The organism is Chitinophaga niabensis, assembly GCF_039545795.1.
GTDB classification, from domain to species: Bacteria; Bacteroidota; Bacteroidia; order Chitinophagales; family Chitinophagaceae; genus Chitinophaga; species Chitinophaga niabensis_B.
This window is the reverse complement of the sequence record NZ_CP154260.1, coordinates 3,524,742-3,536,619: the sequence shown is the minus strand read 5'-3', so window position 1 is coordinate 3,536,619 and position 11,878 is coordinate 3,524,742. Positions and strand designations below refer to the sequence as shown.

The window sequence follows — 11,878 nt, the reverse complement described above, 5'->3', positions numbered from 1 at the left end:
TTTCCGGGACTTATCAGCTAAGACCCTGTAGCCCTATATAGCGCTACAGGGAATAGATTTAAAACTCCACCTTAAGCTTTAATATCAGATTCCTCCCCGCACTGCTGATACCGGAAGAAAAAACACGGTAGTTTTGGTCCAGTATGTTTTCCAGGGCTGCCTGCGCTTTCAGATAGGAAGTGATCTTCCAGGTGGTGGAAAGGTTAAGGGTACACCAGGCCGGCATGCCTTCTGCCATGGCATACTGAAGATTATCTTCTCCGGAAGGACTGTAGTCTTTTGCTCTCTTCCAGCTGTTGTATAAAGCATACGCCTCTATGCCCAGGAACTGATAACGATAACTGATCCCTGTTTTACCAAACACAGGCGGGATGTGGTCCATAGGTACCTTTACATCATCCTTGCCGCGGTAACGGCCATAAGTATACGTAATCTGGCTATATAGATCAAATGCCTCAACAGGCTGTAAACTGATGCCTGCCTGAAAGCCATATATATCTGCCCTTGCTTTATTCTGGCTGGCCACTACCGGCGTTACCTGTCCATTATAAAGTACTTCTGAGGAACCATTGAGCGAGAAGCGGTCTGTTACAATGGCATTCCTGAACAGGCTATAAAAGGCATTGGCTTCTATCGATATCCAGTCCATAAACCGGCGGTTGATACCCAGGTCGAAGTTATAGGTTTGCTCTGGTTTGAGTTCAGGATTAGGTACTACTAATTGTGTGCCGCCTGCTGATTCAAATACCTTTGCCATATCATCTATATTAGGAGCTCTGAAACCTGTTGAAATGCTGAAGCTGAATTTACTCTTATCATCCGGCAGATAAATGATCCCTGCATTGGCGCTGAAAGTGATATTACGCTGAGAGGCACTGGTGAAAGGAAGATGAAGTAATGCTGTATCCCTGAATTCACTTTGCAGGCCCACGTAGTTCACCCGCAGACCATCGTTCAGCACCAGTTTTCCGGGAATGATCTTGAAGAGATGTTGTGCATAAATACCGGAATAATGCATGTGATTACTGCCATCGGGATAACGTGTGTCCAATCCAAAACGTTTGGCGGAAGTTTTAATGTTCTGCCTGTAGGCGGTAGATTGAAGGATGTTGAATTGCCCGTCTATACCAATGTTCAGCTCATTCCTGCCTGTACTCTTACGCAGGTCTGCATTCAGCGCTATCACCTGTATATCTTCTATCCGGTGTTCCCGTTCTTCATTGCGGTAAGCCCGCTGCATCCTGCTTTCCTGGATCTTCTGATAACTGACGCCGGCCAATAACTGATCGAAGAAGCCTTTCAGGGCTTTAGCTTTGTATTGATAGGCCGCCATCAGTCTTTCCTGTGGTCCGTAGTACCATTCAGCCCAGCGTAACTGGCCATTCCGCAGATCAGTAAGCCGGTCGTAACGCGGAATGTCACTGCTGGTGGAATACTGGATGTTCAGTTCATGGCTATGGTGCTGCGCAGGCTGCCAGAGGAATTTTTGCAGGATGTCATATTGCTTGTAGCCACTTTGCCGCTGGATATTTTCATCCCTGTTCCTTACAATGGAATCCATACCCTGTATGGATTGTATGTATGATGTCCTTTTACCGAAATTCCCATACAGGGGATTTCGGTTGCTGCCCTGCCGTAAGTCTCCAAAGTTGCTGTAACTAATGGATGTAAGGGATGCAAATTTCCTGCCACCTGCATTAACATCTGCATGGCCGGAGTATTCGTTATAAGCACTGCTATACCTGGTGGATAGTGTTGTTTTGAAAGTAGAAAGCAAAGGTTTACGTGTCTGAAAATGAATGATCCCACCCAAAGCGTCAGACCCATAGATCGTAGAAGCAGGGCCGTAGATGATTTCCACTTTGTCCAGGATATCATCATCAATGGTGATCACATTTTGTAAATGCCCCGTGCGGTATATGGCATTATTCATACGTACACCATCTACCACCAGCAGGATGCGGCTAGCTTCAAATCCCCTGAGTACAGGGCTGCCGCCGCCGGCCTGGCTGCGTTGTACAAATACCTTTCCGCTCTGCTCTAAAAGCCCGCCTGTATTATTGCTAAGCGATTGGTCGATAGCCTTCAGCTGCAATACCTCTACTTTAGCTGCCACATATTTACGTTTCTCTTCAAACTTATTGGCTGTAACGATCACTTCCGAAAGCGTGTCTTTTTGCTGTGCGAAAGCAGTGCCTGTTATAGTAACCGTCATTACAAAACCTAGAATTATTTTCATGAGATAATTGTTGTAAGGCTGCCTGTTTTACAGGCAGCCATTGATAATTTATTGTACAACCAGTTTCTCCGTAGCGGACCTTGATCCGGTATCCACTTTAATAAAATAGATCCCCTTAGGTAATTCGTTCACCTGTAAGGAAACTTTATTGATCCCCTTCACCAGTTGCTGTTTTCGCCACAGCACCACTTTCCCTTCCGTATTGGAAACTGTGAGCAGGGCAGTTTCATCCTGCGCATTTGAAAATTCAATCGTTGCGGATTGTGAGGCAGGATTGGGATATAACCTGATAGTATAAGTATTGACCGGTTGTTGTTCTTTGAGCGTATTTACGGCCATTAGCGCCAGTGGTGCCGGCGGGCTGCTGATCAGATCAAACCGCCATTTTTGTGCATTGGAAGTATTACTGTCCCAGATCTGTACCTTGGTATTATTAGCATCAGTACCGCCATTCAGGTCCAGGGATTTGCCGGGTGCATGTTTGGGCATCAGGCGATAATAGCCACCACCTACACCTTCTATAAGCCATTGCTGCTGTGGTACATTAACGCTGTCGTATATCTGAACGGCTGTACCATTTGCTGTGAGAGCACCCTCTACATCCATCACTTTACCGGTAGCATGCTGGGGGATCAGTTTGTAATACCCGTTCCCCAGTGGCGATATCTGCCAGCGCTGGTTATTGGTACTGCCATCTGAATAAATGATGAGGTCTGTTCCGTTTGCGGTAGCACTTGCCGGTACATCCACATTCCTTGTTAAAGCGGCCGCGGATTTAATTTCATATATACCTCCCGGGATCAATACTGAACCTGTAGTGGCAAGCGGCACTTCCCATATACCGCGGCCATAGGTACCCACACGAAGTAACTTTGTGCCACCGGAGTAATAGATGTCTATGTCCCGGAACTGGCTGTTAGAAGGCATTCCATGGGAGTAGATCACCCAATCGGTCATGTTCTTGTTCTTATAATATACGAGATTGTTGATCAGGTATGTACTTTCATCTGTGCTGGTGGTGTCTGTTAGTATCTCACGGATGTTTACGGAGGGAAGTGTTCCACTGATATTCGTCCAGTTTACACCTGCATTGGTGGAACGGTACATCCGGCTGCCACAGGAGAGATACACCACATTAGGATCATTTGCCACAGTAGCTATCTGTACGCCACCGCTGATACTGGCAGGCACATCACTTTGTTTGGTGAACACAGGTGTTGCTGCCAGCGCATTCTGGCACAGATAGAACTCTGTATTCAATACAAGGTAGAGATAGTTTACATTATTAACGGAAGGCTCCAGTGATTTAATGGATTTGGATGTATTATAAATTGCAGTCCACGCAGGAGGATTGGTTTGCAGGTTCTGTGTACGGTAAACAGTATCATTGCCTGTAAAAGCAATGTCCACATTCCTGGAAAATGCGAGGCGTGCCGCTCCGGAAGCAGGTGAAGGCAGGGAGAGGTTCTGTGTGGTATTGGTCAGCAGTTGCCTGCGTTGTGTGGCACCATAGTAAGCACTGTTGGTAAGCTGTCCATCGAACTGGTAAAAAGGTGTATAGTCTCCTCCGCGGTTGGTATACCATGTGTTCACATTGTAATACACTTCTCCGTTATCCTGTGTGCCACCACCCATGACACCGATGGTTTTATGGCTGTTACCTATATGATAGAATTCTGTGGATGCAAGGCCATCAGATTTTGCGGTCCACAGGCTGCCGCCATCTGTGCTGATCCAGACGCCGCCATCGTTCGCATTGTATATTTGTGAAGGGATCAAAGGATGATACCTGATGGCATGCATGTCTGTATGGATCTCCGTCCACCAGCCGTCCTGCATCTTGCTCCAGGTCACTCCTCCATCCTGGCTGCGCCAGACTATATGCGAAACCAGGAACAAAGTATTCGCATCATTCCATCCGGCGGTGATATCGAAATTGTAATTACCCTGCCCGCCGGAATTTCCATCGTACCCTGCGAGATTAGGGTTAATGTCTCCACGGATCTGGGTAAATACATTACCACTGTCTGTAGATTTATAAATAATACCACCTAAGGTTGTATTGCTGCCAATGCAGGCCACATACACCACAGCAGGATTGGCTGGCGTAACCGCAATACGGCTGCCGCTGCCGGGCGTTGCAGGGTTAACAGTAGTGATCAGCGTCCAGGTATCTCCGAAGTCTGTAGATTTGTAAAATTCGGCCTGCCGTGTGATCGCATATACGGTAGTGCTTCCGGAAGCTGCGTTCATACGCATATCGCAGAAGTTAACATCTGCCTGCGTTTTGGTCCAGGTACTGCCTGCATCTGTACTTTTCCATATACCATCGTTCGTAGCCGCCAGTAACGTATTCACTGCGGAAGGTGATTGCAGGATCTCCACTGCCATACGTGTGCCGATCGTACTTTCACCAATACGCGTGAATAAAGTACCGCCATTGGTGGATTTCCAAACGCCTAATGACTGGCTGTAATAGTTAGGGTCACCGGTACCGAGATACATGATATTCTCATTCGTTCTGTCCACGCAAACAGAGGCGCAGGCCATAGTTGGCATATCATCTGTTCCCGAAACAATAGACCATGTCCTGCCGGTATCTGTTGTTTTCCATAATGCATGTGCGCTAACAGCATACATCTTCGCTGCGGTAGTGGGATGGAATTTAATTTGTACCACACGGCCAATACCGTGGATCTGCCCTGATTGATTGATGGGGAATTTGATGGGACCTATTTCTGTCCAGGGTTGATTAGATTGAGCATATAACCCCTGTGCTATGAAGATCAGGAGTGTAAGTAGGAAAGTGCGTCTCATATGGGAATGTGTTTAAACTGGTGGAGATAATAAGATTATTGGCGAAGCCCTTTTTGCTGCTTCCAGATGTCAATGCGTTCTTCCGCAGTAAGGATACGGCCATTGGGTTGCACGTAAGGTGCTACCTCTTCTTTCCAATGAAGGAACTTCTTGTACTCGAAGCGATACTTCACCGCAGGATCTTCAGCATCCTGCCTGTTACCATAACTGCTATTGCTCAGGGTACGCTCTTTGTCTTCAGCAGAAAACAGTTCATGTTCTGAAGTAGGTTTGGGTTTGCCCTGCCAGTAAGCTTCAAATACTTTGACCGCTTCAAAGTAATTGACGTTCGGGTCGTCCATCATCTGGATCCAGGAGGTGTTACCGGAGGCCTGCCTGGCAGCTGCTGTGCTTTTTCGGGAAGCGCTGCAGGACATGACTGTCAGGCACGCCAATAACAGCGCAGTGTAGAGGAAATGTTTCATTTGAACTGGTTTATTTCAGGTGATCAAAAACAAAAGGATAGCAGCGGCTTCCGCTCCGCGGGCCGGTCAACACAGCATATTATATTACGGTAACTGCACAGGTTATTCCTGCATGAATCAACAAACACAAATATTTAAAGAAGGAAGTCGGGTGATCTCACAGTCTGAATGCTTACTTATCATACGATTTTGGTCAAGGGCCTTCTTTCATCACGGGAATAACACTACTGAAAATATTAAATCATTTATCAGGAACATCATGTGTTATCTATTTATGAAGATAACATGACAATTTGAGGAATGTTACATGGGTTTATTGTCACTTATTTTGTCAGGAGCATGATCTTTTCTATCTTGAGGCTTTGATAATCAACTTATGTAACCTTAACCCAATCCTTTATCTATGAAGTTTTATGCCACTTTAAGTATCTGCCTGATTGTTCATACAGCCGGGGCACAGTCTATCAATAACTCCACCGACTTGCAGGCAGACGCCAATTTTCATATTGGTGGAAACGGAAAGGCTCACCATTTCCGGACCAATCAGGTAACCAGTTCCGGCGGGAGTGTACATTTTATGCTCGAGAATGCAGGTAACCCCAGATGGGGCATTGGTACCAGCATCGAGGAAACCGGTGTCGGGAGTGTAGGTAGTAACTTTGCCGTTTTTGCATATGGCCCGAATTATCTGGGAGAATATCTTTCCATCAACCGTGCTAACGGGTATGTGGGTATCGCCAATCGTTATCCCAGTCATAGCCTCCATATTGGCATATCAGCCATTTCCGGGAACAGTATGCGTTTTGGATTTCCACATGATGCGGGAAACATCAATGTCCCCGTTGGAGCAGTCACGGGAGGTTATAATATCGACTTCAGTACCTGGAGGGATATTGTTGGCGATCAGATTGGAGCAAGACTACGGGTAGAAAGGATTAATATTTATCAGGCAAATAATGCATTGATACAAGGATCAGATTTTGTCTTTTATACTTCCCTGGGCGACGATCAATCCTCTTTGCTGGAAAGAATGCGCATAAACAATAATGGAAACATTGGCATTGGTACTGCCAAACCTCAATACAAACTGGCAGTAGAAGGAACCATCGGCGCCCGCAAAGTAAAAGTAACACAGGAATCATGGGCGGATTTTGTATTTGATCCCGCTTACAAACTGCCCACTATCAATGAAACAGCACAATACATACAGCAACACAAACGCCTGCCAGGCATTCCCTCTGAAACAGAAGTGAAAGAAAAAGGGTTGGATGTGGGTGAAATGAATAAACTGCTGTTACAGAAAATAGAAGAACAGATGTTATACATCATTGAACTGAAGAAAGAGGTGGAAGCACTGAAGAAAGCTAAATAAATAGAAAGCCCCGGTTAAACAGCCGGGGTTTCTTATTAGCATAAGTATCCTTTCCCGGCCATACACTTCATTTTCTACTCGTTTAAGTAAGTCCCGCCCATAAATATCATCCTACCTTGCAGCCATGCAGGGTACTAAGCTTCTTATCATTTTTGCACTACTTGGTGTTTCCAGGGCACATGCCCAGTTTACAGATTCCCTGGAAGTAAAAGTAGGTACCACCGGTACCATCGCCACCAAAGACTATCAGCCTTTATGGCTGGTATCCAACCGCTTTGGTATTATCAGCGACCGGAAGGCAGATCTTTCCACACACGCAAGGATCAGTGATATTCATTTGCTGAATGAAAACTTCTATATCCGCTACGGGCTGGACCTCTATAACAACAATCAGTTCAAAGACGTATTCATACAGGAAGGGTTCCTTAAAGCAGGATATAAGAAACTGGAATTCAGAGCAGGCCGTTTTGAAGAGCGGATCGGAGAAGTAGATAAGGATCTTTCCTCGGGATCATGGGGTATCAGCGGAAATGCACGCCCTATTCCCAAAATAGGATTCGCTTTAACGGATTATGCGGATATCCCTTTTACAAACGGCTGGCTGCAATTCAAAGGGCAGATTAGTCATGGCTGGATGGGAGAAGAGCAATACATTCCCGGTGCATTTCTGCATGAAAAAGCCCTCTATGTAAGGATCGGGAAGAAACAACTGAAGTTATACGGCGGCTTGCAGCACTATGCACTCTGGGGAGGAAACCGCCCGGACCTGCCAAAGATCAAAAACTCCTTTAAAGATTTCTGGAATGTGTTCATTGGAAAAGAAGGGGATGATGGTACTGTGAATAATCCTGAGTACAGGCCCAACCGCCCTGGTGATCATCGGGGCGTACTGGAAGGGGGCATTACCTGGGAGAATGATAACATGCAACTGCACCTGTATAATCAGTCCATGTTTGAAACAGGGCAGGGGATCACGTTCAAGAACACAGACCGTATGCTGGGGTTCAGCTATTCCAATAAGAACAAATTATTAAAATTCACCGCTGAATACCTGAACACAAAACAGATGAATGACTTCTTCCCGCTGAACGTAAGGGAAAGTTATTACAACAACGGCATCTACCTAACCGGTTGGGAATACCAGAACCGTATTATCGGTACTCCCTTATTCATCAACCGCCAAAGAGCACAGCACTATTTCGATGACATCAAACCGTTCGACTGGTCGAAGCCAAAAGATTCTATCAGCGGAAAAGGATGGAACATTGTTAACAATAGAATAACAGGTTTGCACCTCGGTGCGATGTACATGCTGGGCAGTTCACTGAAAGCCAGAACCCTGCTCACTTACACTAAGAACCACGGCAATTACCTGGAGCCGCATTTTGAACCTGCACTCACACAATGGTATACTTTACAGGAAGTAAGCTGGCAAACTCCGCTGGAGCCGCTTACACTTACCGGCGGCGCGGCAGTGGATTGGGGAGACCTGGGTAACAACGCGGGGTTTATGTTAGGGGTTCAGTGGAGATTTAATTTTCCCTCCTCACACTAACACCTTCTTAATCGTTGCATGCAAATTCTTAAACAGGAAAGGCTTCGTCACATACCCCGCAGCCCCTTTCCGCATCGCCAGGTTAATTTCTTCAATCTCTGTTTTAGCAGTAAGCATGATCACCGGAATATTACTCAAAGTACTGTCGTTCTTAAAAGATTCCAGTAACTCGTACCCATTCACCACGGGCATATACACATCACTGATCACCAGGTCCGGGAGCTTCTGCCTCGCCAGCGCAATGCCATCCTCTCCGTTCCCGGCCAGGATAACTTTGAACTGATGCAACTCCAGCAACGTTTTCAACGTTTCTGATAAACTGCTTTTGTCTTCAATAAGAAGGATGGTTCTATTCATATACAGTTTGCTTAGATATGGCCTTCATACCTGAATGTCAGGGTGAAGGTGGTTCCTTTATTCTCCTCGCTTGTTACATCAATTGTGCCGTTATTCATTTCCGTAAAAGTTTTTACAATCGCAAGACCCAATCCTGTACCTTCAATATGGTCCACATTACTTCCCCTGTAAAAGGAATTAAACAAATGAGGAATGTCTTTCACCGGAATACCAATACCATAATCAAAAATTTTGATCACCAGTTTGTTCTTCTGATAGGAAAGCTGGATGGAAGGATTCTTTTTCACAGAGTACTTAAACGCATTACTGATCAGGTTCGTGAGTATCTTCGATAGCTGACTTTTATCCACAAATATCTTGCGCGGTTCCCCGGAGATCTTCACATTGAGTACCCTTTCGTCTTTCCTTTCAGAGAAGTACTGGAACTTTAAATAGTTCAGCACCTGCTCCACATCTACTGCTGTTTTCTTTACTTCATAATTATTGGATACGATCTTGCTGAGCGTTAAGATCTCATCCAGCATGCTATTGAGGTTAAAGATCTCCCCGGATACTTTGGAAATATTATGCTGATAGAAACTATTCAGCAATCCATCCATCTGCAAACGCGTTTCCAGCAGGTCCACCGTAGAAGCAATAGCTGTTAATGGTGTTCTGAACTCATGAGAGGTCATAGACATGAAATTGGCTTTCATCTCATGCAGTGACTTCTCTTTCTCCAGGTGCTGCAATTGCAGTTTTAAGCTCTGTTTTTTTTCGATGGTTTTGCCAATAGCCAGCAGGACCGGCTTGCGGTTAATATTGATACGGCTCGCCTTGAAATCTATCAGTGTTTTAGTGCCGGGGATAGAAGTAGTAATAATAAAAGAATCCTGGAACAAGGGAAGCATCGTATCCGGAAGGAACTGCCCATTACCATAATGCGCTTGCAATGGTTTATCCGTGATCGCTTTTCGTTTGCCGCCTCCCAACAGGTCTACGGCAGCATTATTAGCTTTTAGAACGATCAGCTCTGAAGGATCAATGAGTAATACGGGTTCCTTTATTCCATTCATTAAATGGCTAACTTTAATATATTGCTGAGACTTCATCGCAGTATTATACGGTTTTTCTATATGGCGCGGGCCATTAAAGCAGATTGGTCTTAAGTCTTTGCATTAGTTCAGGGGAATAAATAAAGGCACAGGAAAGATAAGCATAGAATCCCGCAAATTTTTAAGATTATTTTTACATCAACGGAACTTCCCCACAATACAGGTATATATTTCTACATTGAATATGATTTTCGTATATTTATTACTAGAATGAGTAAAATTAGCGCCTATGTAACCGACCTGTTATCAATAAATTAAAATTACCCTTCGTTTTTTTGCCTGATTTGGACTTAAATTTGATAAGTATTAGGACAAAACATATCGGCAGGAAAACCACTTTAACGTTAACCGTTATATGATCACTATTGGCATAATTGAAGACAATCACTTTCAACTAAATAATTACAAGGAGTTCTTAGAAGATTTCCAGGAGTGCAAAGTTGTATTTGCATGCCGCTCGATGGAAGAGTTTAAAGCGCTTCCCTACAAAGATCCGGACGTAAAAGCTATTCTGCTGGACATTTCACTGCCCGGCGAATCAGGCATCAGTGGCATAGAAGAATTAAAGCGCATTTACCCGGATGCAAAGATCATTGTACTCTCAGGGCATGATGGAAAAGAATATGTTATAGAATCCATTCGCAAAGGCGCCAGTGGATATATTATAAAAACCAGCAGGCTGATGGAGATCTATCACAGCATCCTGGATGCCATCAACCAGGGTGGTACCTTATCTCCCAAAGCTGCTCACATGCTCATAGATCATGTGAGCAAAGACCCGCTCGAAAATGTAAAAGACCGGCTCACAAAAAGAGAGTACGAGTTATTACAACTTTTGAAGGATGGGTATTCTTATAAAGAAATGGCGGAAAAGCTCTTTGTTACTGTATTTACCGTCAACCAGCATTTAAAAAAAATATACCAGAAACTCAACGTAGCCAGCAAATCTGAACTGATCTCCAAGATCTGGTCCAACAGCCTCTTTTGTTCCCTAACCTGCATCGCAGCTGCGGTACTACTTTAATAAGTAGTAACAATCGTCCTTATCTCCTTATTTGTACTCTTCTGAGTAAGTTTTATTTTTTTATCATGATTTAATATTGCAGTGTGATCATAACAATAGTGAACTGTAATATTAAATTGATGTAATGCACCCGAGACGAAAACCATTCTTTATTATTAAAACCTCATTACTGCTAAGTTTCAGCTGTTTGTTATTCTCCTGTGTAAGTACAAAGAAAGCGGCTTATTTCAATAATGTGAACGACACTTCACTCGCAAGGGTGAAAGGTGATTTTGAACCTGTTATTCAAAAGAACGACATCCTGCAGATCAACGTGAGCGCCATGAACCCGCAGGAAGCCATGTTGTATAATCTGCCGAACACCTATTCACCAGGTGCTGCAACACCTGCTGCTACCGGAGGCGCACACAGCCCCTCTGTTACAGCAGCCAACCCTGTAGCCGGTTACCTGGTGAACCAGCAGGGATATATCCAGTTTCCTGTACTGGGTTCTCTGAAAGCAGAAGGCCTTACCAAAAAGGCATTGACGGATACTATCCAAAACCAGCTCGCAGAACGCAAGTTACTGGTAGACCCTGTGGTAAGCATCCGTTTCCTCAATTACAGGGTCACCATTTTGGGGGAGGTAGCACAACCTGCCGTAGTGAATGTAACGAGTGAAAAGATCTCGATCATGGAGGCACTGGGCATGGTAGGTGATATCACCATCTTTGGGAAGAAGGATAATGTGCTGCTGATCCGTGAAACAGAAGGGGAACGTATAACAAAAAGGCTTAATCTAAATGATGCGCAGATGCTCACATCGCCTTACTACTTCCTCAAACCCAATGACGTTATTTACGTAGAACCCAATAAAACTAAAGTAGCTAATGCCAGCAAGTCAACTACCGTTATTCCCATTGTGTTAAGCGGTTTGTCTTTACTGGTGATTGTTCTCGACCGGTTGGTGAAATAGA

9 protein-coding genes are annotated in these 11,878 nt (G+C 44.7%); 4 read left to right on the top strand and 5 right to left on the bottom strand.

Annotation, left to right across the window (positions count from 1 at the left end; translation table 11 throughout):
- Positions 1-58: 58 nt before the first annotated feature.
- From AAHN97_RS13730 to AAHN97_RS13720, 3 genes are read right to left on the bottom strand one after another with little or no spacing between them, the layout of a single operon-like run.
- Complete coding sequence (locus AAHN97_RS13730) at positions 59-2,239, bottom strand: TonB-dependent receptor plug domain-containing protein (protein WP_343308210.1); 2,181 nt, start codon at positions 2,237-2,239, stop codon at positions 59-61.
- A 48-nt stretch (positions 2,240-2,287) separates the two neighbouring features.
- Complete coding sequence (locus tag AAHN97_RS13725) at positions 2,288-5,056, bottom strand: RICIN domain-containing protein (protein ID WP_343308209.1); 2,769 nt, start codon at positions 5,054-5,056, stop codon at positions 2,288-2,290.
- Between the two features lie 35 nt (positions 5,057-5,091).
- Positions 5,092-5,520: a hypothetical protein gene (locus AAHN97_RS13720; RefSeq protein WP_343308208.1), complete on the bottom strand. Its 429-nt coding sequence runs from the start codon at positions 5,518-5,520 to the stop codon at positions 5,092-5,094.
- 403 nt (positions 5,521-5,923) lie between these two features.
- Here AAHN97_RS13720 and AAHN97_RS13715 point away from each other — a divergent pair, with 403 nt between their 5' ends.
- Entirely contained in the window at positions 5,924-6,892 is a 969-nt protein-coding gene (locus AAHN97_RS13715; RefSeq protein ID WP_343308207.1) for a hypothetical protein, read from the top strand.
- A gap of 124 nt (positions 6,893-7,016) precedes the next feature.
- Positions 7,017-8,447 carry a capsule assembly Wzi family protein gene (locus tag AAHN97_RS13710; protein ID WP_343308205.1) on the top strand — a complete coding sequence of 477 codons (1,431 nt, stop codon included), beginning with the start codon at positions 7,017-7,019 and terminating at the stop codon, positions 8,445-8,447.
- On the opposite strand, the gene AAHN97_RS13705 is transcribed toward AAHN97_RS13710, so the two are convergent.
- Both AAHN97_RS13705 and AAHN97_RS13700 read right to left on the bottom strand, forming a co-directional pair.
- Entirely contained in the window at positions 8,439-8,804 is a 366-nt protein-coding gene (locus AAHN97_RS13705) for a response regulator (RefSeq protein WP_343308204.1), read from the bottom strand. The genes AAHN97_RS13710 and AAHN97_RS13705 overlap by 9 nt on opposite strands.
- A gap of 11 nt (positions 8,805-8,815) precedes the next feature.
- Positions 8,816-9,859 carry a sensor histidine kinase gene (locus tag AAHN97_RS13700; protein ID WP_343308203.1) on the bottom strand — a complete coding sequence of 348 codons (1,044 nt, stop codon included), beginning with the start codon at positions 9,857-9,859 and terminating at the stop codon, positions 8,816-8,818.
- Positions 9,860-10,253: 394 nt separating this feature from the next.
- Here AAHN97_RS13700 and AAHN97_RS13695 point away from each other — a divergent pair, with 394 nt between their 5' ends.
- On the top strand, positions 10,254-10,922 hold the full coding sequence (locus AAHN97_RS13695; protein ID WP_343308202.1) for a response regulator transcription factor: 669 nt from the start codon (positions 10,254-10,256) through the stop codon (positions 10,920-10,922).
- Between the two features lie 124 nt (positions 10,923-11,046).
- Positions 11,047-11,877, top strand: coding sequence for a polysaccharide biosynthesis/export family protein (locus AAHN97_RS13690; RefSeq protein ID WP_343308201.1), 831 nt, complete (start codon positions 11,047-11,049; stop codon positions 11,875-11,877).
- Position 11,878 lies beyond the last annotated feature (1 nt).

Excerpts from the sequence above, each read along its gene's own strand:
- AAHN97_RS13690 (WP_343308201.1), top strand. The coding sequence starts at position 11,047 with ATGCACCCGAGACGAAAACCATTCTTTATTATTAAAACCTCATTACTG.
- AAHN97_RS13700 (WP_343308203.1), bottom strand. The coding sequence starts at position 9,859 with ATGAATGGAATAAAGGAACCCGTATTACTCATTGATCCTTCAGAGCTG.
- AAHN97_RS13695 (WP_343308202.1), top strand. The coding sequence starts at position 10,254 with ATGATCACTATTGGCATAATTGAAGACAATCACTTTCAACTAAATAAT.
- AAHN97_RS13720 (WP_343308208.1), bottom strand. The coding sequence starts at position 5,520 with ATGAAACATTTCCTCTACACTGCGCTGTTATTGGCGTGCCTGACAGTC.
- AAHN97_RS13710 (WP_343308205.1), top strand. The coding sequence starts at position 7,017 with ATGCAGGGTACTAAGCTTCTTATCATTTTTGCACTACTTGGTGTTTCC.
- AAHN97_RS13715 (WP_343308207.1), top strand. The coding sequence starts at position 5,924 with ATGAAGTTTTATGCCACTTTAAGTATCTGCCTGATTGTTCATACAGCC.
- AAHN97_RS13705 (WP_343308204.1), bottom strand. The coding sequence starts at position 8,804 with ATGAATAGAACCATCCTTCTTATTGAAGACAAAAGCAGTTTATCAGAA.
- AAHN97_RS13730 (WP_343308210.1), bottom strand. The coding sequence starts at position 2,239 with ATGAAAATAATTCTAGGTTTTGTAATGACGGTTACTATAACAGGCACT.
- AAHN97_RS13725 (WP_343308209.1), bottom strand. The coding sequence starts at position 5,056 with ATGAGACGCACTTTCCTACTTACACTCCTGATCTTCATAGCACAGGGG.